The sequence below is a fragment of the Janthinobacterium sp. SUN211 genome (assembly GCF_030587315.1).
Lineage (GTDB): Bacteria > Pseudomonadota > Gammaproteobacteria > Burkholderiales > Burkholderiaceae_D > Janthinobacterium > Janthinobacterium kumbetense.
In genome coordinates this window covers 1,011,987-1,035,912 of record NZ_JAPWIC010000002.1, presented here as the reverse complement: position 1 = coordinate 1,035,912, position 23,926 = coordinate 1,011,987, and the positions used below count along the sequence as shown (strand labels likewise).

The window sequence follows — 23,926 nt, the reverse complement described above, 5'->3', positions numbered from 1 at the left end:
AAACGGAAATTTTGTTTGACTTGTCTCAAGCTTGGCATTTAAACCATACCAACTTTTACTCGTGGTCGCGCAGCTTGTTGAACGCTTCATCGATGCGCTCGACGCCGATGACCTTGAGGCCCTCGATGACTTGCTTCGGCAAGTTCGACTTGGGCACCACGGCCAGGGTAAAGCCCAGCTTGGCCGCTTCGCGCAAGCGCTCCTGGCCCCGTGGCGCGGGACGGATTTCGCCGGCCAGCCCCACTTCGCCAAACACCACCAGGCCCCGCGGCAAGGGCTTGTTGCGCATCGAAGAATTAATCGCCAGCAACACGGCTAGGTCGGCCGCCGGTTCCGTGATCTTCACGCCGCCGACGGCGTTGATGAACACATCCTGGTCGAAGGCGGCGATGCCCGCGTGGCGGTGCGCCACGGCCAGCAGCATGGCCAGGCGGTTCTGCTCCAGGCCGACGGACAAGCGGCGCGCATTCGGCAAGTGGCTCGTATCGACCAGGGCCTGGATTTCCACCAGCAGCGGGCGCGTACCCTCCTGCGTCACCATCACGCACGAGCCCGGCACCTGGTTGTCGTGCTGCGACAGGAACAGCGCGGACGGGTTCGACACCCCTTTCAAGCCCTTTTCCGTCATGGCGAACACGCCCAGTTCATTGACGGCGCCGAAACGGTTCTTGATGGCGCGCACGAGGCGGAAGCTGGAATGGGCGTCGCCCTCGAAGTACAGCACCGTGTCGACGATGTGTTCGAGCACGCGGGGGCCGGCCAGCGCGCCCTCTTTCGTCACGTGGCCGACCAGAATGATGGTCACGCCCGTCTGCTTGGCCGCGCGCGTGAGCTGGGCCGCGCATTCGCGCACTTGCGCCACGGAACCGGGCGCCGAGCTGAGCGCGTCCGAATACACGGTCTGGATGGAGTCGATCACCACCACTTCCGGTTTTAAATCGGCCAGGGTGGCGAGAATCTTTTCCAGTTGGATCTCGGCCTGCAGTTTGAGTTCCTTGGCGTCGATGACGAGGCGCTTGGCGCGCAGGGCGATCTGCGCGCCCGATTCCTCGCCGCTGACGTACAGCACGCGCTTGTGGTGCGACATATTGGCCAGCGCCTGCAGCAGCAGGGTCGACTTGCCGATGCCGGGGTCGCCGCCGATCAGCACGACGCCGCCCGCCACCATGCCGCCGCCCAGCACGCGGTCGAATTCCTCGATGCCCGTGCCGAAGCGGGGCACGTCGATGGCGTCGATATCGTCGAGCGACAGCACGGGCGCCGTCTGCGCCAGCGACATGTGCTGCGGGTTCGAATAGCGGTTGTTGCCGCCCGTCTCTGGCAGGGATTCCACCATGGTGTTCCACTGGTTGCACGAGGTGCACTGCCCCATCCATTTGTTGCTGATGGCGCCGCAATCGCTGCAGGTGTAGATGGTCTTGACTTTTGCCATGGTGTACTTTGCCCGGGTAAGGTGAAACTGCTGTCTATATATACAGTATATACAAACGGCGGGCCGCCGTCACTGTGTCGCTTCGACCACGGGCACGCGGGGCGCCAGTGCACACATCAGCTCGTAGCCGATGGTGCCGGCGGCCAGGGCCACCTCGTCGATCGGCATGCCCTGGCCCCACAAGGTGACGGCACTGCCGACTTTTGCACCGGGCACGTGCGTCAGGTCGACCATCAGCATGTCCATCGACACCCTGCCGATGAGTCCCGTGCGCACGCCGTCGACGAGCACGGGCGTGCCTTCGGGCGCGTGGCGCGGGTAGCCATCCGCATAGCCGCAGGCCACCACGCCCACCTTGATATTGCCGGCCGCTTCGTAGCGGCTGCCATAGCCCACCACTTCGCCGGCGGCGATATCCTGGATGCCGATAATGCGGCTGCGCAAGGTCATGGTGGGCAGCAAGCCGAACGCCTGCGCCGACGTGCCGCCGGGAGCGCCGCTGGGCGTGCCGCCGTACAGCATGATGCCGGGACGCACCCAGTCGCTGTCCAGATGGTGCAGCAGCACGCCGGCCGAATTGCACAGGCTGCGCGGCAAGGGCACACCAATGCTGGCCGCGCCCGCTTCGAAACGCAGCATCTGCTGCTCCAGGGGCAAGCGCGTGGGCGCCGCCTCGTCCGCGTTGGCGAAGTGCGTCATCAGGGTGATCGTGCCGATATGCGGCATGGCGCGCAGGCGCGCATACGCCCCCGCCACGGCGTCCGGCGTAAAGCCCAGGCGGTTCATGCCCGTATTCATTTTCAAGTGCACATCGATGGCGCGCGGCAGGCGCGCCGCTGCCAGCAGGGCGATCTGTTCCTCGCAATGCACGCTGCCGTTCAAGCCATATTGCGCCATGACGGGCAAATCGCTGGCGTCAAAAAAACCTTCCAGCAGCAAGATGGGCTTGGTCCAGCCCAGTTCGCGCAGACGCACGGCGTAGTCGACCTCGACCAGCGCCAGGCCATCGGCATCGGCAAAGCCCCGCATGGCCCGTTCCAGGCCGTGGCCATAGGCATTTGCCTTGACGACGGCCCACACCTTGGCGCCGCGGGCGCCGGCACGGGCGCGCGCCAGATTGTGTTGCATGGCATCGAGATGGATGGTGGCGAGAAGGGGCCTGGGCATATGCATCGTTCACGGCGGGTGGGAAAGCCGTATTTTACCGGATGCACCGTACGCGGACACGGCAGACGCCCAAGGTCGTATGCAGAGGACATCATTTATAAAATGCTCACATGTATGTGTATTTTTTCTACGGCAGAAAAATTAAGGTTCGCTTAGGCAAGAGTATGCAAAGCGGCCCCTTCCAAACTTGGGGTTTGCCGTTTTTTCGTGGTATAAAGCAAGCCAGATATGATTTCAGGCAATCCAGAATGAATCGTGGTTTTTATACCATCATGGCGGCGCAGTTCTTTTCCTCGCTGGCAGATAACGCCCTCTTTTTTGTCGCCGTCGATTTATTGGTGTCCATGAAATCCCCGGCGTGGATCACGCCGCTGCTCAAACTGTCGTTCGTGCTGTTTTACGTGCTGTTGGCCGCTTTTGTCGGCGCCTTCGCAGATGCATTGCCAAAAGGCAAGGTCATGTTCATCGCCAACATGGTCAAGATCTTCGGCTGCGCCCTCGTCTTCTTCCACGTACACCCGCTGCTGGCCTACGCCGTCGTCGGTTTTGGCGCGGCCGTGTACTCGCCCGCCAAATACGGCATCCTGACGGAACTGCTGCCGCCGGAAAAGCTCGTGGCGGCGAATGGCTGGATCGAAGGCTTGACCGTCACTTCCATCATCCTCGGCACCGTCATGGGCGGCGCGCTCGTCAGCGGCCACGTGTCCGACATGCTGCTATCCTTCGACTTTCCCCTGATCGACACGGGCATCACCAACAAGACGGAAGCGGCCCTGTGCGTGGTGGTCGGCATTTATGTGCTGGCGACCCTGGCCAACCTGAAGATTCCCGACACGGGCTGCGTATATCCGCACCAGGAACGCAATCCTATCAAACTGATTACCGATTTTGCCAATTGCTATTCCATCCTGTGGAAAGACAAGCTGGGCCAGATCACCCTGGCCGTGACGACCCTGTTCTGGGGCGCCGGCGCCACCTTGCAGCTGATCGTGCTGGAATGGGCCAAGCAATCCTTGAACATGCCCTTCGACAAGGCGACCAGCCTGGTGGGCGTGGTCGCCATCGGCGTGGCCGCCGGCGCCGTGCTGTCGGCCCGCTTCATTCCACTGCGCAAATCGCTGACCGTCATTCCACTGGGCATCGCCATGGGCGTGATCGTCATGATGATGACGCAAGTACATTCCGTATGGATCGCCTACCCGCTGCTGATACTGATCGGCGCCCTGTCCGGCTTTTTCGTCGTGCCCATGAATGCTCTGCTGCAACATCGCGGCCACGTGCTGATGAGCGCAGGCCACTCCATCGCCGTGCAGAACTTCAATGAAAACCTGTCGATTCTGACCATGCTGGCCGTGTATTCGATCATGATCCGCTTGCACCTGCCGCTGAACATCATCATTACCCTGTTCGGCCTGTTCGTCGCCGGCACCATGTACATGATCATGCGCAAGCACAAGCTGAACCAGGCCGAGCACGACAATCTTTCCTTGATTGGCGAGCAAAAGCATTAATTTCGGGGGCTGACCCAGCGGATCAGCCCCCGGCATTACGCTGGCAGCATGCCAGCCAGCCGCCGCGCGGCAGCCTGCTCCGTCCAGTCAGGCGGCACGATAAAACCACGCGTGCACTCCACTTCCCAGCCTTCGACATTATCCACCGTGGCCACCATCACCGGTTGCGCCAGATCAAACAAGCGCGCGCGCAAGGCCTCCACGTCCAGCACTTCCACGTCGCGGCCCTTGAAGGGCGCCAGCCATTGCAATCGCGGCAGCACGACATAGCGCTGCGCCGGCAATTGTGTGGGCACGCACCAGAAGCCGTGTCCATGATCCTGGGAAATACCGTCCAGGGCGGGCGTGGCGTCCGGGGCATAAAACAGCCAGCCCTTGACCAGCGCCTGCGCCGCGTGCACGGGCTGCGCCAGCAGGGTTTGCGCGGCCGGATGGCGGGACAAGGCCAGTTGCTTGTCGAGGATCTTGCGCATCTTCAATCCCAGGGTGTCGGCCAGGTTGGGGCCGATCAAGTGATTGAAGACGCCGGGATCGGGCGCGCCTTCGAGCAGGTAGAACTTGGTGGCGAATTCCCAGTGCAGCAACGCGTCACCCTCCGCTCCATCGCGCAGCAGGAAATCGAACTCTCCCACCGTGTCGTTGCGGTTGACCTGCACTTGCAAGCCATGCGCTTGCAGCAGCCCGTGTTGCTCAAAATAAAAGGCCAGCAGCTTTTCAGCGTACAGGCCAAGGCGGGAATAGAATTTCGGCCCCAGCGCCGCATCGAGCGGCGACGGATCGTCTTGCAGCGCGCCCAGCCAGCTAATAACAGCAGGCGTGACGGGCGCGAGGCTGGCGATGCGCCCGCCCCAGTGGGAGCTGGCCGGGTCCAGCAAGTCGGGCGAGTCAAGCAGCCAGGCCAGCGCACGCACGCGGGGGTGCGTCAGATGCCCCCAGCGGCGCTCGAAGCGGGCCTGGAAAGTGCCGGCGGCGGCATCACTCACCGTGCGAATCACCGTGCGTGCTTTTCGCCAGGCACAAATCGGCCCAGGCGCGCGCCTTGGCCTTGCCCGTCTCGTCCTGCAGCAGCATTTCCGGGTGGAAAGTGGCAACGACGGCAGCCTTGCCCAGTTGGCGCACGGTACCGCGCACGGGTTTCTCGCCGGGATTGATGCCGGCGGCGGCCATCGAGCCGAGCGTCAAAATAGTACGCGGTTGCAGCAGGGCCAGTTCGCGCTCGAAATACGGGCGGCAGGCGGCCGACTCGGCTTCTGTCGGCAAGCGTTCCTGGCCCGCCTCGTCGAGCGGACGGCATTTCAGCAAGTGCGTGATGTACACATCGCGATCCGCATCGACGGCGATGGCTTTCAGCATATTGTCGAGCAATTTGCCCTGCTCGCCCGGCAAGGCGCGCCCTTCCCGCTCTTCCAGGCGCGACGGGCTGCTGGCCAGCATCAGCCAATCGCCCTGGCGGTCGCCACGGCCCATGACGACGCCCTTGCGCGTCTTGCACAGGTCGCAGCGCGCGCACTTGGCGACGGCCGCCGTCAAGCCATCCCAGTCGAGGGCGGCGATATCCGTATCGCTCAGCTGTCTGGCGGGCGGCGGTGGCGGCGCATCGTCGAACCAGGCCGTATCGTCGGATGCGGCGGGAGCGGCAGGCGTGGCGGGAGCGGGAGCGATGGCGACTGGCGCAGCAACGTCAACGGCTTTCAGCTCAGCAACGACCTCCGCTGCGGGTACGGGCGGCGCAACAGCTTCAACCACGGCGGCCACCGGTGCCGCTGCTGCTTCCACGATCTCGGCAACGTCAGCCGCTTCGGCGGCCTCGGCTGCGCCACCCTGGCGCAAGCGCCACAGGGGGCCGACGCCCATTTCATCGAGGAAAACGGCGCTGCGGCTCATAAGGTATAACGCATCACGATGGCGTCCTCACGTTGCGAGTTACTGGCCGGATAGTATCCCTTGCGCCGGCCGATCTGTTCAAATCCATAGCGCTGGTAAATATCGAGCGCGCGCACGTTCGACGGGCGCACTTCCAGCAACATCGATTCCATGCCCAGCTGGCGCGCGCAGGCGCAGGACTGGCTCAGCAGGAAGCGGCCCAGTCCCTGGCCCTGGATGGCGCCTTCGACGGCCACGTTGAGCAAGTGCGCCTCGTCGACGACCAGCATCAGCAAGAAGTAGCCAAGCAGGGTGCCATCCACGTCGCGCAGCACCCAGGCCGGATAGCCGCTCTTGAGCGAATCGACAAAGTTGCCGTGCGTCCAGGGATGCGGATACACGCGCTGCTCCAGCGCCAGCACTTCCACCAGGTCCGCTTCGGCCATCGGCTGATAGTCGAGGCGCAGCAAGTCCCAGCCGGCAGCGCGGTCCTGGTCCGCCACACTCATTGCGCGGACTCCGCAGCGGCCTTGGCCTGTTGCATCTCTTGCCGTTCCGCGCTGGTAAAGGCGATCTTGTTGCGCAAATACAAAGGCTGCGCCTCGGCCGCCGTCACGAACTGGCCGGCCGCAAAGGCGATGCGCGCCAGCTGCGCCACTTGCACGGCGTGCGGCATGATGGCGGCGTCGGCAGTCGCGGCGCACGGCAGCGGGGCCAGCGCCTCGGCGTATGCACTGAAACCGTTGCCGCAAGCGGCCACGTCGCCTTGCGGCGCCACGCCAGCCGGTGCGCTCAGGGCCGGTGGCGCAACAATCTGCAAGCCATCCTGGTAATCATATTGCGCCCAGTACACTTCGCCCATGCGGGCGTCGAGCACGGTCACGATGCGTTGCGCGCCATGTTGCTGATGGCACGCGAGCGCCATGGCGTCGAGGGTGACGACGGGCACGACGGGCAGCTTGGCGCCATAGGCCAGGCCTTGCGCGATGCCGCAAGCCGTGCGCACGCCCGTAAACGAACCGGGGCCGGAGCCGTAGGCGATGGCGTCGACGTCGGCCAAGGTCACGCCCGCTTCAGCGAGCAATTCCTGCACCATCGGCAAGATGGACTGGGAATGGGTGCGCACGCCCGACGACGCGCGGGACAGGACGACATCGCCGCGCAACAAGGCGCAGGAGGCGAGTTCGGACGAGGTTTCAATGGCAAGCAGGGTGGGAAGTAAGGTAGACATAGCGTATTTTACCTTGCCGCGCCATGGCATGGCACTCCCCGCTGCGGCATGCCGTGGCAAGCCGGGCAGCCCTCACGCCGATGCGGCTTGCACAGCGGCCCCGCGAGGACGGCTATAATGAAAGACGCGGCTCATTATTTGACCGGCATCAAGTCTGCCGCGCCAAGCAATCGCCTAGCAATCGCTGAGCAACATCGTCTTTCCACTCTTGCCCTGGTCCGTTCCGTGAATCCACTTCTTGCTAAACTGCAACCATATCCCTTTGAAAAGCTGCGCCAGCTGTTTGCCGGCGTGACGGTCAATCCCGAGTATGCGCCCATCAGCCTGGGCATGGGCGAACCCAAGCATCCGACGCCGGCTTTCATCGAGCAGGCATTGGTCGACAATATCCATGGCCTGGCCAGCTATCCGACCACCATCGGTTCGGAAGCCTTGCGTACAGCCATCGCCGGCTGGCTCGAGCGCCGCTACGGCATCCCCAAGCTCAATCCTGCCACGCAAATCCTGCCCGTGAACGGTTCGCGCGAAGCGTTGTTTGCGCTGGCGCAAACGGTGATCGATCCGGCCGCCGGTTCGCTGGTGATCAGTCCGAATCCGTTTTACCAGATCTATGAAGGCGCGGCCTACCTGGCCGGCGCCGAACCGTATTTCGTCAATTCCGACCCGGCGCGCAATTTCGGCTGCGACTACGACAGCGTACCGTCCAGCGTGTGGGAAAAGGTCAAGCTGCTGTTCCTGTGTTCGCCCGGCAACCCGACGGGCGCCGTGCTTACCCTGACGGACTGGGAACATCTGTTCGCCCTGTCCGAGCGCTACGATTTCGTCATCGCCGCCGACGAGTGCTATTCCGAGATTTACCACGGCGACACGCCGCCGCTGGGCGCGCTGCAGGCGGCGCACATGCTGGGCCTGTCCACCATCGAGCGCCCGTATGCGCGCCTGGTGGTGTTTTCCAGCCTGTCGAAGCGTTCGAACGTGCCGGGCATGCGCTCGGGCTTTGTCGCCGGCGATGCCGAAGTATTGAAAAAATTCCTGCTCTACCGAACCTACCACGGCGGCGCCATGAGCCCTGCCGTGCAGGCGGCCTCCGTCGCGGCCTGGAACGACGAAACCCATGTCGAGGAAAATCGCGCCAAGTACCGCGCCAAGTTCGACGCCATCACGCCGCTGCTGCAATCGGTGATGGACGTGCAATTGCCGGACGCCGGCTTCTACCTGTGGGCCGACGTCAGCCGCACGGGCCTGTCCGACACCGAATTCGCGCAACGCCTGTACGCCGAATATAATGTGACGGTATTGCCTGGCAGCTACCTGGCGCGCGACGCGCACGGCATCAATCCGGGCCGCAACCGCATCCGCATGGCCCTCGTGGCCGAAACGGCCGAAGGACTGGAAGCGGCCTTACGCATAGTAAAATTCTGCCAGCAGCTTTCCGCATCCGCATTAACTCACTAATAAGACATCATCATGAGCCAACAACTGCAAAACATCATCGACCAGGCCTGGGAAAACCGCGCCGAGATCAATCCGGGCAACGGCACGGCCGAACTGCGCGACGCCGTCTCCCACGTCATCAATGGCCTGGACAACGGCAGCATCCGCGTGGCGGAAAAAACCTCGGGCGACTGGGTCGTCAACCAGTGGGTCAAGAAAGCCGTGCTGCTGTCGTTCCGCCTGGAAGACAACGTCGTGCTGCCATCGGACGGCACGATGCAGTTCTACGACAAGGTCCCGACCAAGTTCGCCAACTACACCAAGGAAGACTTCGTCAAGGGCGGTTTCCGCGTGGTGCCGCCAGCCGCCGCCCGCCGCGGCAGCTTCATCGCCAAGAACGTCGTGCTGATGCCGTCCTACGTCAACATCGGCGCCTACGTCGATGAAGGCGCCATGGTCGACACCTGGGCCACCGTCGGTTCCTGCGCGCAAATCGGCAAGAACGTCCACCTGTCCGGCGGCGTCGGCATCGGCGGCGTGCTGGAGCCTATGCAAGCGAACCCGACCATCATCGAAGACAACTGCTTCATCGGCGCCCGTTCGGAAATCGTCGAAGGCGTGATCGTCGAAGAAAATTCCGTCATCTCGATGGGCGTGTACATCGGCCAGTCGACCAAGATCTACGACCGCGCCACGGGCGAAGTGACCTACGGCCGCGTGCCAGCGGGCTCCGTCGTGGTCTCGGGCAACCTGCCTTCGGAAGACGGCAAGTACTCGCTGTACTGCGCCGTGATCGTCAAGCGCGTGGATGCGAAGACCCGCGCAAAAACGGGTATCAACGAGCTGCTGCGCGGTATTTAATTACTGCACCGTAAGGTGCACGTAGCACCCTGAATGTCCCGCCCCGGCGGGACATTTTCATTTCCAGATAGCAACTTCAATCGTCGCGCAGCCATCACCCATCCTGTCCTATACTGGATGACATGAATACTCCTCCCGTATTGATCGTCGGCGCCGGTCCTACCGGCCTCATGCTTGCCTTGCGCCTGGCGCGCCATGGCGTCGATTGCCGCATCATCGATAAAAACAGCGGACCGGGCCAGGCGTCGCGGGCCATGGCCGTGCATGCGCGCACCCTGGAGTTTTACCAGCAGCTGGGCTTTGCCGACGAGCTGGTCAGCCTGGGCATCAAGATCAATGCCATGCACATCCACGAAGGCGGCGAGGAGCTGGTGAAACTGGCGCTGGGCGAGATCGGCGAAGGGCTGAGCCCCTACCCCTTCGTGCTGAGCCTGCCCCAGGACGAGCATGAACGCTTTCTTATCAGCAAGCTGGCGGCGGCCGGCGTACATGTGGAATGGAACGTCGCGCTGGACCTGTGGACGCAGGACGATAGCGAAGTGCAAGCCATTCTGCTCAACAATGGCGAGCGACAATATTGCACGTTTAACTATATTTGCGGCTGCGACGGCGCGCGCAGCAAGGTACGCGAAATCGCCGGCTTCGCGTTCTCCGGCGGCACCTACGACCACCTGTATTACGTGGCCGATGCGCAAGTGGCCGGCAAGAATACGGATTTGCACGCCCACCTGGGCGCGAACTCTTTTGCGCTGATGTTGCCCGTGCGCACCAGCGGCATGCAGCGCCTGATCGGCATCCTGCCCGACCGCCCGGAAGGCGCGCCCGCGCCCGTCTTCGAGGACGTGCGGGAACAGGTGGAAAGCTTGCTGAATATCCAGGTCGAGCACGTGAACTGGTTTTCCACCTATAAAGTACATCACCGGGTGGCGGCGCAGTTTCGCGAGCGGCGCTGCTTCATCCTCGGCGACGCAGCCCATCTGCACAGCCCTGTGGGCGGCCAGGGCATGAACACGGGACTGGGCGACGCCGTCAACCTGGCCTGGAAACTGGCGCAAAAGCTGCGGGGACAAAGCAACGACGCCCTGCTCGACACCTATGAAAGCGAACGCATCGTGTTTGCCCGCAAGCTCGTCGCCACCACCGACCGCGCCTTCCAGGCCATCGTCGCGCAAGGCATCGCCGGGCAATTCCTGCGCCGCTGGCTGGTGCCGCACGCGCTGCCCTTCCTGTCCGGCTTCGGGCGGGCGCGCCGCTTGCTGTTCCGGACCGTGTCGCAAATCCAGATCAGCTATGAAGACAGCGCCCTGTCCGCGGGCCACGCGGAATACTTGCGCGGCGGCGACCGCCTGCCGTGGTTCTCGGACGGCACGCAAGACAATTTCACGGCCCTGCGCAGCATGGACTGGCAATTGCACATCTATGGCGAAGCGGCGCCCGAACTGCTGGACGAAGCGCGCGTGCTGAAACTGCCCGTGCATTGCTACACCTTCAATGTCGCCGCCAAGCTGGCCGGCCTGGGCCGCGACGCAGCCTACCTGGTGCGCCCCGACGGCCACATTGCGCTGGCCCTGCACCTGCAGGAAAGCGGCGCCCTGCGCGCCCTGGCCCTGCGACTGGGCCTGCATTTCGGTCCGGCCGAATCGGGCAAGGCGGCGCCACGGCCTGTGTAACATCACAGAGTTGACGGTTTGTGCCACATCAAGCCAACCACCTTAATTTCTTTGCTTTGTTTGCTTTGTTTGACTTCCTGTCCTATGCTGAAACATGCGTTTCAAGGATAGGGCCATGTCGAATACATCGAACACCTCGGATACTCGCGCCCCTGCCGGCAAGGGCGACACCGGCACGATTGATAAGGCCGCCGCCGACACCGGGCATGCGCCTGCCACGCCCTCGCTGGCCAGCAAGCTGGCGGACACACTCGCATCCAGCGCCACCGGCTTGCGCTTTAATATTGCACAAGATACGTTCCAGGAAGCGTATGCATCGCTGCTGGACGCCGTGCCGCGCGACGACCGGCCCGCGCTGCTCGCGCAAATGCGGCGCGACCTCGATATCGTGGCCGAGCGGGAGTTGAACCGGGTTTCCGGCATCGACGCGCATGCCGGCCACGTCAGCACCCGGCAATTCATGCGCGGCCTGGAAGAGCAGGAACGGCAGCAGCGTGAAAAAGACTTGGCGTCGCACAGCTTGCTATCCGGCCCGGAACTGCGCGCCCGGCTGGAAGTCACGCCGCAAGCGCTCAGTGCGGCACTCAAAGCCAGACGCCTGTTTGCCTTGCGCGGCGCCTCCGGCGAATATGTCTATCCAGCATTTTTCGCCGATCCCCGCCACGACCGCCACATCCTGGAAAAAATCAGCAAAATCCTCGGCGACTTGCCCGGCGCCGCCAAATGGGATTTTTTTACTGTCCCGCGCCTGTCTCTGGGCGGCAAGTCGCCGCTGGAGGCCCTGACCAAAGGGAAACTCGATGCCGTGATGGCGGCCGCCCGCGCCTACGCAGACGAATAACAGCACGACCGTGGCAATCTTGCGCCTGCCCCGTCTGCCGCAACTGCCCGCAGCGCTGCAGACGGCGCGCTGCGATCCCGCCACGCTGTACCGGATCTCCGGCCATGCCACGGGCGAACCGTATTTCGGCAGGGCAAACACCTACCGCTTCGACGATCCCCATCCACAGGCGGCGACCCGATTCGGTACCTGCTATCTGGGTAGTTCGCTGGCCGTCGCCCTCGCTGAAACCTTGCTGCATGACCGCAAACCCATCCATAACCGCTTCGTGATCGAACTGGCCGTGATTCGGGCGCGTTTTGTCATTCGGCTCACGGGGGAAACGCTCATCCTGGCCGACCTGACAGGCGCCGCCCTCAGAAAACTGGGCGGCCATGGAGGGCTCAGCGGCACATCGTCGTACCAGACGACCAAGACATGGTCGGCGGCCATCCATGCACATCCGGACACCGTCGACGGCATGCTCTACATGTCGCGCCACAAAAACGATGAAACGGCCCTGGTGCTGTTCCACCGCGCCGCGTCCAAGCTCGCGATGGTATCCGCCACGCCGCTCTCGGTCCATCCGGACTTCGGCCAGGCCGCCACGCTGCTGGGCATCCGCAGCGCCTGGTCCTGAACCTGCCATGAACATGCAACCTTGTTGCACTGCCGCATCGACTGCGCATCGACTGTATAATGTCGGCTGACATCGCATATCGCGCCAGCGCAAGCGCCGCGATCAAGCGAACCGCATTCATACCCCCTTAGCCCTACCCATGACGACCATTACACTCTACGGTATCCCCAACTGCGATACCGTCAAAAAGGCCCGCACCTGGCTGGCCGCGCAGCAACTCGATTTCACCTTCCACGACTTCAAGAAGCAGGGCCTGGAACGCGCCACCGTCGAGGCGTGGCTGGCGCAATTGCCGTGGGACGTGCTGGTCAACAAGAAAGGCACGACCTGGCGCGCCCTGTCCGACGAGCGCAAAGCATCGATCACCGACGCGGCCAGCGCCCTGGAGCTGATGCTGGAAAACCCGTCCATCATCAAGCGCCCCGTGCTGGACAAGGATGGCCAGTTCAGCGTGGCGTTTTCGGATGCGCAGTACCAGACCCTTTTCTCGCTGTAACCATACTTAGTTGACCACCGGAACGATGTTGCCGGCACGACCTTACCCATGACCACCTCCAAAACCCTCGCCCTGACCGAAAAACTGATCGCCCTGTCCTCGGTCACGCCCGACGACAAGGGCTGCCAGCAGCACCTGATCGATATCCTCACGCCGCTGGGCTTTGTCTGCGAAACGATACAGTCGAACGACGTCACCAATCTGTGGGCGCGCCGCGGCACGACGTCGCCCGTGTTCGTCTTTGCCGGCCATACGGACGTGGTACCGACCGGCCCCGTCGAGCAATGGCGTTCGCTGCCCTTCATTCCCACGCACCGCGACGGCAAGCTGTACGGCCGTGGCGCGGCCGACATGAAGACCTCGATCGCCGCCATGGTAATTGCCTGCGAGGAATTTATCGCCGCCACGCCGGAGCACACGGGTTCGATCGCCTTTTTGATCACCAGCGACGAGGAAGGCCCGGCCACGGACGGCACCGTCATCGTGTGCGAGCAACTGAAGGCACGGGGCGAGCAGATCGACTATTGCCTGGTGGGCGAGCCGACGTCGAGCGCGCGGCTGGGCGACATGATCAAGAACGGCCGCCGCGGTTCGCTGTCGGGCCGTTTGACGATCAAGGGCGTGCAGGGCCATATCGCCTACCCGCACCTGGCAATGAATCCCATCCACGAAGCGGCGCAGGCGCTGGCCGACCTGGTCGAGGAAAAATGGGATGCGGGCAACGAGTATTACCTGCCCACCTCGTGGCAAATGTCGAATATCAACGCGGGCACGGGCGCGAACAACGTGATTCCGGGCGACATGGTGATCGACTTCAATTTCCGCTTTTCCACGGCCAGCACGGCCGAGGGATTGCAGGAACGGGTGCACGCCATCCTCGACCGGCATGACTTGCAATACGATTTGCAGTGGACCCTGAGCGGCCTGCCCTTCCTCACGCCGCGCGGCACCTTGAGCGATGCGCTGTCGGCCGCCATCCTGGAAGAAACGGGCCTCGCGACGGAGCTGTCGACCACGGGCGGCACCTCGGATGGCCGGTTTATCGCGCAAATCTGCCCCCAAGTGATAGAATTCGGGCCGCCCAATGCCAGTATTCACAAGATCGACGAGCACATCGAACTGCGCCACATCGATCCCCTGAAGAATATTTACCGGCGCACCCTGGAGCATTTGCTGCCCGTCTGAACCAGAATACCGAGGCCCGTCACGGCGGGCCAGAACACCGTCTTTTCGAGAATGCCATGACCCCGAACCCGTTTTCCACGCCACGCGACCTGCTGCGCTACGCCGTTACCCGTTTTAATACCGCCAAGCTGTTTTTCGGCCACGGCAGCGCCGAAGCGTTCGACGAAGCGGCCTATCTGATCCTGCACACGTTGAAGTTGCCGCTCGACAAGCTCGAACCGTTCCTCGACGCCAAGCTGCTGCCGTCGGAAGTGGCCAGCGTGATGAGCGTCATCGACCGCCGCAGCATCGACCGCGTGCCGGCCGCCTACATCACCAAGGAAGGCTGGCTGGGCACGTATAACTTCTACGTCGACGAGCGCGTGATCGTGCCCCGCTCCTTCATCGCCGAGCTGATCCCTGAATACTTCTCGCCGTGGGTGGCGGAACCGGAAGCCGTGGAAAACATCCTGGAACTGTGCACCGGTTCGGGCTGCCTATCGATCATGATGGCCGACGCCTTCCCGAACGCCCAGGTCGACGCAGTGGACATTTCCGCCGATGCGCTGGCCGTGGCCAAGCGCAACGTCGACACGTACAAGCTGCAGGATCGCGTCACCCTGATCGAATCGGACCTGTACACGAACGTGCCGGCCAAGAAATATGATTTGATCATCAGCAACCCGCCGTACGTGAATTCCGCGTCGATGGGCGCCCTGCCCCAGGAATACCTGGCCGAACCGCAAATCGCCCTCGACGGCGGCAGCGACGGCATGGACCTGGTGCGCAAGATCATCGCCGGCGCGGCCGAGCGCCTGACGGATGACGGCATCCTGATGATTGAAATCGGCAACGAACGCGCATACGCGGAAGCGGCCTTCGGCGAACTGGGCCTGACCTGGCTGACGACGAGCGCAGGCGACGACATGGTCTTCCTGCTGACGGCCGAGCAGCTCAAGCTGGTATAAGCGCTGGCGTCAGCGCGCAGCGCCTTAATTTACAACACAAAGAAAAAAATGATACGTTTCCTACAAGTAAGCCTGATGCGCGGCATCAAACCGTTGCTCGAACAAGTCGATGTCACCCTCAATCCGGGCGACAAGATCGGCCTGATCGGCGCCAATGGCGCGGGCAAATCGAGCCTGTTCGCCATGATGCGTGGCGAATTGCACCCTGACCAGGGCGAGATCGATTTCCCGGCCAAGTGGCGCGTGGCTTACGTGGCGCAGGAAACGCCGCCGCTGGACCGTGCCGCGCTCGACTATGCGATCGATGGCGACGTCACCCTGCGCAAACTGGAAGCGGAACTGGCGCGCCTGGAATCGGAGCCTGCCACGTCGGAAAACGGTATCGCCATCGGCGAAATCTACAGCGCCATGGCCGATGCCGACGCGTATACCGTGCAATCGCGCGGCGAGCAATTGCTGCTGGGCCTGGGCTTCACCCTGGACCAGATGCAGCAACCTGTGGCCAGTTTCTCCGGCGGCTGGCGCATGCGTTTGAACCTGGCGCAAGCGCTGATGTGCCCGTCCGACCTGCTGCTGCTCGATGAACCGACCAACCACTTGGATCTGGACGCCATCATCTGGCTGGAAGACTGGCTCAAGCGTTACGCCGGCACCTTGCTGATCATTTCCCATGACCGCGACTTCCTCGATGAAGTCGTCAACGTGGTCGTGCATATCGACGAGCGCAAGCTGAAACGCTACTCGGGCAACTATTCGAGCTTCGAGCGCCAACGCGCGGCGCAGATGATCCTGGCCGCCGGCGCGCTGGAAAAGCAGCAGCGCAAGCGCGCCCATCTGGAATCGTTCGTGAACCGCTTCAAGGCGCAAGCGTCCAAGGCCCGTCAGGCGCAAAGCCGCATGAAGGCGCTGGCGAAGATGGAAGAACTGGCACCACTGCGCGCCGCTGCCGAATTCTCGTTCGAATTCCGCGAGCCGCTGTCGGCTCCGAACCCGCTGCTGGTGATGGAAGACGTCGATGCGGGCTACAAGATCGAGAACGAAGCGACGGGCGAAATCACGCATAAAACCATCGTCAACGGCATCAAGTTTTCGCTGCAGATCGGCCAGCGCATCGGCTTGCTGGGCCAGAATGGCGCCGGCAAATCGACCCTGATCAAGACCATCGCCGGCGAACTGATGCCGCTGACGGGCGACGCCACCATGGGCAAGGGCCTGAACATCGGCTACTTCGCCCAGCACCAGGTGGAAATGCTGCGCCACGACGAATCGCCGCTGTGGCATCTGGCGAAGATCGCCCCGACCGTGCGCGAGCAGGAACTGCGCAACTTCCTCGGCGGCTTCAACTTCCCAGGCAACATGGTCACCGCGTCGATCGCACCGTTCTCGGGCGGCGAAAAAGCCCGTCTGGCGCTGGCCCTGATCGTCTGGCAGCGTCCTAACCTGCTGCTGCTCGATGAACCGACCAACCATCTGGATCTGGAAACGCGCGAAGCGCTGACGGAAGCGCTGGCCCAGTTCGAAGGCACCCTGGTCGTCGTGTCCCATGATCGCCACTTGCTGCGCGCCACCACCGACGAATTCATCATCGTTGCCGACGGCAAGCTGCAACCGTTCGACGGCGACCTGGACGACTACAAGGATTGGCTGTTCAAGACCAAGCTGGGCAAAGGCACGGACGTGCTGCCGGCCGCCGGCAAGGCCAACAAGACGGACTTCCCCGTGACGTCTTCCGTACCTTCGCCGGTAGCTGCCGCCCCTGCCGCGCCCGTGCGCGACAAGCGCAAGGAAGCGGAAGAGCGCCAGAAAACAGCCGCCCTGCGCAAGCCGATCGAAAACAAGATCAAGCGCCAGGAAGAGCAGATCGCCAAGCGCAATGCGCAAAAGGCGGAAACCGACGCCAAGCTGGGCGAGCCGACCATCTACGACGCGGCCAACAAGGCCAAGCTGAAGCAATTGCTGGCCGACCAGACCTTCTTCACCAAGGACCTGGCGCAGCTGGAAGCGGAGTGGCTCGATCTGCAAGATCAACTCGAAAAGCTCGGTTAATGCAGTAGCGACAAAAGACGACTCCCGGGTCGTCTTTTTTTATGCCGCCTGCATGGGGCTGGGGCTGCGGATCGCCATCAGGCGGTCGATGTCGACGAGGATCAATCGGCGTCCCGCCACCGTGCCCAGGCCCAGCAGGTAATCGGCTTCCGTCTCGCCCAGGCCGGGCACGGCGGCGATGTCGGCGGGCGCCAGGCTGACGATATCGGTGACGCCATCGACCACCATGCCCATCACGCCATTGCTCAGCTGCAGGATGATCACGTCGGTGGCCGGGTCGGGCGCGCCGTGGGCGCTGCCGAACGCGGCGCGCATGTCGACGATGGGAATGATCACGCCGCGCGAGACGGCCACGCTGTGCAGCACTTCCCCTTCCGAGGAAAAACGGTCGAGTTCCTTCAGGGGGCGCAATTCCCGCACGCAACGGTAATCGAGGCCGTATTCCAGGCCGCCCAGCCGGAAGCTCAAGTACTGCGTCAGGTATTGCGCGGTTGCGGCGCCAGGCGTGGTCGTGGGCTGCATGGTGTTCCTTTCATCCGGTAAGCGCTGCCAGGATGCGCAGTGGCGCAACGTTGGCCCCATGCTAACCAGCATCGCCGCAGGCGGCGTTGAGAAAACTCAACTTTCCCGGAAGGCCAGCCTGACCTCGGCGCCCCGCCTTGCGCCGGCGCAGCCATCTTCCCTTACAATACCGACATTCCCCCCCAACAGGCAGGCCATGCAACACCTCGTCAACCCCGCTGAAGTTGAATTTTCCGCCATCCGCGCCCAGGGCCCGGGCGGGCAAAACGTCAACAAGGTGTCCAGCGCCATCCATTTGCGCTTCCCCATCGCCGCCTCGTCGCTGCCGGAAGCGTACAAGGAACGGCTGCTGGCCCTGCGCGACAGCCGCATCAGCAAGGATGGCGTGCTGGTGCTCAAGGCGCAGCAGTCGCGCAGCCAGGAGCAGAACAAGGAAGAGGCATTGCGGCGCTTGCAGGAAATCATCGACAGCGTGACTTTCCTGCCCGCCGTGCGCCGCGCCACCAAGCCCACGCGCAGCTCGCAGCGGCGCCGCCTCGACAGCAAGAGCACGCACAGCGTCCTCAAGCAGTCCCGCGGCAAGGTCACGGATTAACTACGGTAACTACGGCGGCGGCGCATACGTCCAGTCCAGGCTGCCCGTGCTGTCCGCGAACACGGGCTGCGTGGCTGGCGTGGCGCTGCGCAGCAGGGCCTTGATTTCTTTCGGCGGCCGGTCGTAGACCTTGGCCGGTCCGGGCGGCACCACGAGGGCGCGCACCGTCGTCTCGCCATCGACGAGTCCCAGGGTGCAGCGCGACTGGCCCGCCGTCGCCTGCCGCTCCTGGCGCAATTGTTCCACCAGCGCCAGCATCTGCGCGTGCAGGATTTCCGACTGTTTCACTTCCACGCGCAGCCGCGCCACCTCCTTCAGCACGGGAGCGATGCGTGCGGCCAGCTTGTCGTACTGCAGCTGCTGCGTTGGCTGCAGCTGCAATTCGCCGCGCCGCAGCTGGCCCGCCAGGGTCAGGTAGTTGCGCACCTCGGGTAATTGCGCGATAGCATCGATTTCCTGCTGGCGCTTGTGCTGCACCTGCAGGAATTGCGCCGCCTTCGCCAGGCTTTCCCCGATCTTTTGCTCCAGCGCGCTCAAGTCGGGCACGAGGGGGAACAGCAGCATTTCCACCTGCCTGCGGGGACCGGCGCTGCCGATGCGGATGGTGCGCGCCGCCACGGCGCAGCCTTCGGCCAGTTCGATGACGACCTCGTCGGCGATGATCTCGCAATTGCTGGCGCTGTCGATCACCACGCGCGTGCCAGCGATGACGCAGCTTTCGGCCCGCTTCACATGCACTTCGCCGCTCAGCGCCTGCAGCACGGAACCGGAGGCGACGCCCTCGACGCGCACGTCTCCGTGCTCGTTGAAGGCCGTGCCGCCCACCAGGTTGCGCTTGAGCCATATCAACCCGCCATGCGAGTGCAGATGGCCATACACGTCGCCATGGATGGTGATGTCGCTGCCGTCGAGCTGGCGCTGCTCCTGCACTTCGCCATACTCCTCATAGGCGGCGCGCAGCTTCAGATTGCCCGTGGTGCGGCTGCTGACGCCTTCGCGGCTGACGATCTTGTTTTCGATCGACATCTTGCCGTGTTCATCGACATTCACATAGCCATCCATGGTGGCGACGACGAAAGCGCCATCGCTGAAATACTCGACCGACGTGCCTGGCCCCGCCACCGCAGCCAGGTCCAGCTCCAGCGGCGCGGGCGGCGGCAGTGCCTTGCCGGCCAGGTCATAGCCTGGCAAGCCGGGCGTGCCGGGCAGCAGGCGCAGCAGGCGCGCGTGCTTTTTCACTTGCGGGAAGCGGTTCTTGAAGCTGAGCAAATCCAGGCGGCCATCGGAACGTTCGCGCGGCGCGTCGTCGCGGTGGATGCCTTGCGACACTTCGACCAGCTGGGCGTCGCGCCCCGGCTGCGGCGGCAGCACCCGCGCCACCGTGATGCGCTCGGCCTTGCCGCTGGCGAGCATGGCGCGCACGGCCACGCTATCGATGCCGTAGTGCACGCCCTTGCACCACAAGTCAGCCACCAGCTCGTCAAACTCGCGGCGCGCCGGCACCTGGCCATCCGCGTCGGCAGGCAAGGTTTCAAAGTAAAACTCGGCGCTGTCGCCACGGATCTTGACCTGTTTATACAGCGCGCGGCGCGGGGGCGGGAATGGCGCCACGCGCACGGCGATGCGCAGCAAGGCATCGCCCTTGGGCGCGGCGCGGGGTGCGGGCGCATGGAACAGGGTCAGCAGGAACAAACCGTAATCTAGGCCCGCCAGCAACTGCCCCGACTGGAACAGCTGGTCGACGGCGGCGCGCAGCTGCGCCGGCGCCAGCGACAGGTCCAGGAACACGCCCTCGTCGCGCTGGACCAGGCCGTGCGGCAAGCCGCCTGCGGGGACCGCATCCGGAACGGGTGTGTCGTCGTCGCTCACGCCTTGCCTCCCCCAGCAGCCATTTCAAAGAATTGCCTCCGTGCACTAGAACAATATCACGGGGCGGGGCCGTGTGCCTGACTCAGCAACAATGCATGCGGCCAGATGCAAACAGGGCCATGTCTTGCGAGATGGCCCTGTCGGAGGGGGGGATGGCTGCCTAGCGGCGCGGCGGGTTGGAATAGATATCCTGGCCCACTTCGTTGATCTGGCGGCGCAGGTCGCGCCGCTCGTCGGGCGTCATGCGGCCCGTGCGGCGCGAAGCGTCGGCGCCTTCGTTGGCGCGGCGCTGCTCTTCGGCGCGCGTGTCGAAACTGCGTGCGTCACGCTGTTCGCGCAGTCGCGTATCATTGCTGCTGGTGCGCTGTACCTGTTCATACCGCTGAGCCTGCATTTGCTGCTGGTCGTCACGGCGTGGCGGCGGCTGGTTTTGCGCTGACGCCAGGCTGGCGGCAAACACGGAGCAAACGGCAAATGCGGACAGCACAGTTGTACGTGCGGCAATAGCTGCGCTGGGAGCGGCGTGAATTTTTTTAGTAAAGATATTCATTGAGTTCCTCTTCCGCGATGCCGTATAAACTTAAAGCTGATTTCCACTGTGGCCCCAGTGTATGATGCTTTACACGGTGCAGTAAGAGTAATTGGGTAAAGTTTGTAACACTTTGTAATGGGTCGCCACAGCCCCTTGCCGACGCCGCGCGAGGCGTTACTATAGCAACTAATATAAGATAACACGACACCCTAAATGACCACAACCTCCACTTCCGGCAGCAACACACCAACGCAATCGATCCACGGCCACCAGGCAAAAATCATGGTGGTCGATGACGATGTGCGCCTGCGCGACCTGCTGCGCCGCTACCTGACCGAACAGGGTTTCAATGTCTTTACGGCAGAGAGCGCGACGGCCATGAACAAGCTGTGGCTGCGCGAACGCTACGACCTGCTGGTGCTCGACCTGATGCTGCCAGGCGAAGACGGCCTGTCGATCTGCCGCCGCCTGCGCGGCGCGGGCGACCAGACGCCGATCATCATGCTGACGGCCAAGGGCGAAGACGTGGACCGCATCGTGGGCCTGGAAATGGGTGCCGACGATTACCTGCCGAAACCGTTCAATCCGCGCGAGCTGGTGGCCCGCATCGGCGCCGTGCTGCGCCGCAAGGGTCCCGATGAAATCCCGGGCGCGCCGTCGGAAACGCCGCAAACCTTCGAATTCGGCGACTTCGTGCTGGACCTGGGCACGCGTACCCTGAAAAAGAATGGCGAGACGGTGCCCCTGACCACGGGCGAGTTTTCCGTGCTGAAAGTGTTTGCCCGCCATGCGCGCCAGCCCCTGTCGCGCGAAAAACTGATGGAACTGGCGCGCGGCCGCGAATACGAAGTGTTCGACCGCAGCCTGGACGTGCAAATCTCGCGCCTGCGTAAACTCATCGAGCCTGATCCGTCGAGCCCGCTGTTCATCCAGACCGTGTGGGGCCTCGGCTACGTCTTCATCCCGGACGGACAGCCGCGCTGATCGCTGGCGAGGCATGATGAAGCTTTTTCCCGATATCAGCCTGGCGCGGCTGAAAAGCGGCTTGTTCTGGCGCACCTTTTTGCTGCTCGGCACCTTGACCACGGTCAGCATGATCGCGTGGTTCAGCATGATTTCCTTCATCCAGCGCGAGCCGCAGGCGCAGCAGATTTCCGCCCAAATCATTTCCGTCGTCACCATCACGCATGCGGCCTTGACGCACTCGGCGCCCGAACTGCGGCGCGAGCTGCTGTTCGACCTCGTCAGCAATGAAGGCATCCGCATCTTCTCGCTGGAAGAAGACGACCGCATCGAGCCGCCGCCCGACAATTACCTGATGCCCGACATCGAGGCGCTGGTGAAGGCCAAGCTGGGCAAGGACACGCGCTTTTCCGCGCGCGTCAACGGCGTGGCCGGCTTCTGGGTCAGCTTCAAGATCGACGACGACGAGTACTGGCTGATGCTGGACCGCGAGCGCCTGCGCGGCCTGACGGGCTTCCAGTGGCTGGGCTGGGCCAGCCTCGTGTCCCTGCTGTCCCTGCTGGGCGCGGCCATCATTTCCAGCCTGATCAATCTGCCGCTGTCGCGCTTGACGGCGGCCGCGCGCGACATCGCCAAGGGCAAGCAGCCGGCGCCGCTGCCGGAAAAGGGCCCGATCGAAATCATCGAGGCGAACCGCAGCTTCAACCAGATGGTCGACGACCTGAAACAGGTGGAATCGGATCGCGCCGTGATCCTGGCCGGCATTTCGCACGACTTGCGCACGCCGCTGGCGCGCATGCAGCTGGAAGTGGAAATGGCGAACCTGTCGGACGAGGCGCGCGAAGGCATCCAGTCCGATATCGGGCAAATGGACGCCATCATCGGCCAGTTCCTCGACTATGCCAGGCCGACGGAGGCGTCGAGCTTTACCGACGTCGACCTCAGCGGTTTGCTCAACGACATGACGCGCGAAGCGATGCGCCTGCCGGACGTGAAGATCAACGCCAGCATCGCCGACGGCGCGCATGCGATGGGCAACCCCACCGACCTGCGCCGCGTGCTCAACAACCTGATCGAGAATGCGCGCCGCTATGGCAAGACGCCGGACAGCGACGTGACGGAAATCGACATCGCCTGCCAGGTGCGCACCAGCCACGGCGCGAAAAAGGTGATCATCGAGGTGCAGGACCACGGCACGGGCGTGCCGGCGGAAAAGATCGAGCAGCTGATGAAGCCGTTTACCCGCCTCGACACGGCGCGCGGGCAGGCAAATGGCGCAGGCTTAGGTCTGGCCATCGTCGACCGCGTGCTGCTGCGCCACGGCGCCGAATTGCAAGTGCGCAACCGCGAAGGCGGCGGCCTCGCGTTTCAGATCAGCTTGCCAGCGGCGTAAGAGACACACGGCGCAGGCAGGTGGACGATAGTCTGGGCTTGGCCATCGTCGACCGCGTGCTGCTGCGCCACGGCGCTGAATTGCAAGTGCGCAACCGCGAAGGCGGCGGCCTCGCGTTTCAGATCAGCTTGCCAGCGGCATAAACGGACGGGAACGGCATAGCTGTGCCGTTCCCTGCCGCTCAGGCGGATGCCTGTTCCTGCGCCAGCAATTTATTCATTAACAATTCCGTCGCCCCATAGCCGTACAGGGAATCGCTTTCCATGCCCGGCGTATCGAAGGGAATCGATTCCTCGCGGTTCAGCTTGGCAGGGTCGGCATCCGCATAGCTGGCGCGCCAGGCGCGCTGCAAGGATTCATTGCGGCGGATAAAGGCCGGCATGGGCCAGGCGTCGCGCTCCCAGTGGCGGCTGTCGCCCAGCAGGGGCCAGCGCTCGTTGAGCAGGGCCATGTCGCCCGTGCGCAGGCGGCGCACGGCCTGTTCCGGGCGCAAGCCTTCCAGCTCTTCCAGCGTGGGCAAGCTGTCGCGCTTCGGCCCGAACATATACGCCAGCATGATGCGCCCGGCAGGCGCCCTGCGCGCCACCACGCCGACGGCATAGCCGCCGCCCGGCAAGGGCACGGCAAACCAGCTGCCTTCTCGGTATGGTAATGATCTCATTTCTTGAAGCCCCCTGAAATACACCGGACAGCCGCTGCTATCCGACGTTAAATTTAATTAGGGGCACAGTCTACGCGAAGCGATGCGA

At 63.4% G+C, this 23,926-nt stretch carries 24 protein-coding genes; 14 read left to right on the top strand and 10 right to left on the bottom strand.

Annotated features, from left to right (window positions below; translation table 11 throughout):
- Nucleotides 1-55 precede the first annotated feature (55 nt).
- A complete protein-coding gene (radA, locus tag O3301_RS10425) occupies nucleotides 56-1,432 on the bottom strand; it encodes a DNA repair protein RadA (RefSeq protein ID WP_305056306.1) in 1,377 nt (458 codons plus the stop codon).
- A gap of 69 nt (nucleotides 1,433-1,501) precedes the next feature.
- Nucleotides 1,502-2,599: an alanine racemase gene (gene alr, locus O3301_RS10420; RefSeq protein ID WP_305056305.1), complete on the bottom strand. Its 1,098-nt coding sequence runs from the start codon at nucleotides 2,597-2,599 to the stop codon at nucleotides 1,502-1,504.
- A gap of 248 nt (nucleotides 2,600-2,847) precedes the next feature.
- On the opposite strand from alr, the gene lplT reads away from it, so the two are divergent.
- Nucleotides 2,848-4,110 (top strand): lysophospholipid transporter LplT, encoded by a 1,263-nt coding sequence (gene lplT / locus O3301_RS10415; RefSeq protein ID WP_034779369.1) that lies wholly within the window; start codon nucleotides 2,848-2,850, stop codon nucleotides 4,108-4,110.
- Nucleotides 4,111-4,145: 35 nt separating this feature from the next.
- Here the strand turns inward: lplT and O3301_RS10410 are convergent, their stop codons facing one another.
- From O3301_RS10410 to tsaB, 4 genes are read right to left on the bottom strand one after another with little or no spacing between them, the layout of a single operon-like run.
- Nucleotides 4,146-5,093 (bottom strand): DUF1853 family protein, encoded by a 948-nt coding sequence (locus O3301_RS10410; protein WP_369812186.1) that lies wholly within the window; start codon nucleotides 5,091-5,093, stop codon nucleotides 4,146-4,148.
- Nucleotides 5,086-5,994, bottom strand: coding sequence for a uracil-DNA glycosylase (locus tag O3301_RS10405; RefSeq protein WP_305056304.1), 909 nt, complete (start codon nucleotides 5,992-5,994; stop codon nucleotides 5,086-5,088). Before O3301_RS10405 ends, O3301_RS10410 begins: the two co-directional genes overlap by 8 nt.
- The gene (gene rimI / locus O3301_RS10400; RefSeq protein ID WP_305056303.1) at nucleotides 5,991-6,482 is read right to left on the bottom strand and encodes a ribosomal protein S18-alanine N-acetyltransferase; all 492 of its coding nucleotides are present in this window, start codon (nucleotides 6,480-6,482) and stop codon (nucleotides 5,991-5,993) included. The genes O3301_RS10405 and rimI overlap by 4 nt, the downstream gene beginning before the upstream one ends.
- Complete coding sequence (gene tsaB / locus O3301_RS10395; RefSeq protein WP_305056302.1) at nucleotides 6,479-7,204, bottom strand: tRNA (adenosine(37)-N6)-threonylcarbamoyltransferase complex dimerization subunit type 1 TsaB; 726 nt, start codon at nucleotides 7,202-7,204, stop codon at nucleotides 6,479-6,481. The genes rimI and tsaB overlap by 4 nt, the downstream gene beginning before the upstream one ends.
- Nucleotides 7,205-7,429: 225 nt before the next feature.
- Here tsaB and dapC point away from each other — a divergent pair, with 225 nt between their 5' ends.
- The 9 genes from dapC (at nucleotide 7,430) to O3301_RS10350 (ending at nucleotide 17,303) form a co-directional block, all read left to right on the top strand.
- Nucleotides 7,430-8,659 carry a succinyldiaminopimelate transaminase gene (gene dapC / locus O3301_RS10390; protein ID WP_305056301.1) on the top strand — a complete coding sequence of 410 codons (1,230 nt, stop codon included), beginning with the start codon at nucleotides 7,430-7,432 and terminating at the stop codon, nucleotides 8,657-8,659.
- Between the two features lie 12 nt (nucleotides 8,660-8,671).
- Nucleotides 8,672-9,499 carry a 2,3,4,5-tetrahydropyridine-2,6-dicarboxylate N-succinyltransferase gene (gene dapD, locus O3301_RS10385; RefSeq protein ID WP_305056300.1) on the top strand — a complete coding sequence of 276 codons (828 nt, stop codon included), beginning with the start codon at nucleotides 8,672-8,674 and terminating at the stop codon, nucleotides 9,497-9,499.
- A 122-nt stretch (nucleotides 9,500-9,621) separates the two neighbouring features.
- A complete protein-coding gene (locus O3301_RS10380) occupies nucleotides 9,622-11,169 on the top strand; it encodes an FAD-dependent oxidoreductase (protein ID WP_305056299.1) in 1,548 nt (515 codons plus the stop codon).
- A 115-nt stretch (nucleotides 11,170-11,284) separates the two neighbouring features.
- Complete coding sequence (locus O3301_RS10375; protein ID WP_305056298.1) at nucleotides 11,285-12,010, top strand: hypothetical protein; 726 nt, start codon at nucleotides 11,285-11,287, stop codon at nucleotides 12,008-12,010.
- A 10-nt stretch (nucleotides 12,011-12,020) separates the two neighbouring features.
- A complete protein-coding gene (locus tag O3301_RS10370; RefSeq protein ID WP_305056297.1) occupies nucleotides 12,021-12,629 on the top strand; it encodes an RES family NAD+ phosphorylase in 609 nt (202 codons plus the stop codon).
- Between the two features lie 139 nt (nucleotides 12,630-12,768).
- Nucleotides 12,769-13,125 carry an ArsC family reductase gene (locus O3301_RS10365; protein ID WP_099667207.1) on the top strand — a complete coding sequence of 119 codons (357 nt, stop codon included), beginning with the start codon at nucleotides 12,769-12,771 and terminating at the stop codon, nucleotides 13,123-13,125.
- 48 nt (nucleotides 13,126-13,173) lie between these two features.
- Complete coding sequence (gene dapE, locus O3301_RS10360; RefSeq protein WP_305056296.1) at nucleotides 13,174-14,310, top strand: succinyl-diaminopimelate desuccinylase; 1,137 nt, start codon at nucleotides 13,174-13,176, stop codon at nucleotides 14,308-14,310.
- 56 nt (nucleotides 14,311-14,366) lie between these two features.
- Nucleotides 14,367-15,257: a 50S ribosomal protein L3 N(5)-glutamine methyltransferase gene (gene prmB / locus O3301_RS10355; protein ID WP_289910767.1), complete on the top strand. Its 891-nt coding sequence runs from the start codon at nucleotides 14,367-14,369 to the stop codon at nucleotides 15,255-15,257.
- 48 nt (nucleotides 15,258-15,305) lie between these two features.
- Nucleotides 15,306-17,303, top strand: coding sequence for an ATP-binding cassette domain-containing protein (locus tag O3301_RS10350; protein ID WP_289897235.1), 1,998 nt, complete (start codon nucleotides 15,306-15,308; stop codon nucleotides 17,301-17,303).
- Between the two features lie 39 nt (nucleotides 17,304-17,342).
- Here the strand turns inward: O3301_RS10350 and O3301_RS10345 are convergent, their stop codons facing one another.
- Entirely contained in the window at nucleotides 17,343-17,825 is a 483-nt protein-coding gene (locus tag O3301_RS10345; protein ID WP_077406904.1) for a chemotaxis protein CheW, read from the bottom strand.
- 196 nt (nucleotides 17,826-18,021) lie between these two features.
- On the opposite strand from O3301_RS10345, the gene arfB reads away from it, so the two are divergent.
- Nucleotides 18,022-18,420 carry an alternative ribosome rescue aminoacyl-tRNA hydrolase ArfB gene (gene arfB, locus O3301_RS10340; protein WP_034749850.1) on the top strand — a complete coding sequence of 133 codons (399 nt, stop codon included), beginning with the start codon at nucleotides 18,022-18,024 and terminating at the stop codon, nucleotides 18,418-18,420.
- 9 nt (nucleotides 18,421-18,429) lie between these two features.
- On the opposite strand, the gene O3301_RS10335 is transcribed toward arfB, so the two are convergent.
- Both O3301_RS10335 and O3301_RS10330 read right to left on the bottom strand, forming a co-directional pair.
- Nucleotides 18,430-20,289: a flagellar assembly protein A gene (locus O3301_RS10335; protein ID WP_305056295.1), complete on the bottom strand. Its 1,860-nt coding sequence runs from the start codon at nucleotides 20,287-20,289 to the stop codon at nucleotides 18,430-18,432.
- Between the two features lie 160 nt (nucleotides 20,290-20,449).
- Nucleotides 20,450-20,839: a hypothetical protein gene (locus tag O3301_RS10330; RefSeq protein WP_099378341.1), complete on the bottom strand. Its 390-nt coding sequence runs from the start codon at nucleotides 20,837-20,839 to the stop codon at nucleotides 20,450-20,452.
- 264 nt (nucleotides 20,840-21,103) lie between these two features.
- Between O3301_RS10330 and ompR the strand changes: the two genes are divergently transcribed.
- The 3 genes from ompR to O3301_RS10315 are packed head-to-tail and all read left to right on the top strand — an operon-like array spanning nucleotide 21,104 to nucleotide 23,320.
- Nucleotides 21,104-21,805 carry a two-component system response regulator OmpR gene (ompR, locus tag O3301_RS10325; RefSeq protein WP_223278807.1) on the top strand — a complete coding sequence of 234 codons (702 nt, stop codon included), beginning with the start codon at nucleotides 21,104-21,106 and terminating at the stop codon, nucleotides 21,803-21,805.
- Nucleotides 21,806-21,818: 13 nt separating this feature from the next.
- The gene (locus tag O3301_RS10320) at nucleotides 21,819-23,177 is read left to right on the top strand and encodes a sensor histidine kinase (RefSeq protein ID WP_077406916.1); all 1,359 of its coding nucleotides are present in this window, start codon (nucleotides 21,819-21,821) and stop codon (nucleotides 23,175-23,177) included.
- A gap of 20 nt (nucleotides 23,178-23,197) precedes the next feature.
- Nucleotides 23,198-23,320: a hypothetical protein gene (locus O3301_RS10315; protein ID WP_354670183.1), complete on the top strand. Its 123-nt coding sequence runs from the start codon at nucleotides 23,198-23,200 to the stop codon at nucleotides 23,318-23,320.
- 38 nt (nucleotides 23,321-23,358) lie between these two features.
- Here the strand turns inward: O3301_RS10315 and O3301_RS10310 are convergent, their stop codons facing one another.
- Nucleotides 23,359-23,838, bottom strand: coding sequence for an Imm26 family immunity protein (locus tag O3301_RS10310; protein ID WP_099667202.1), 480 nt, complete (start codon nucleotides 23,836-23,838; stop codon nucleotides 23,359-23,361).
- Between the last annotated feature and the right edge of the window lie 88 nt (nucleotides 23,839-23,926).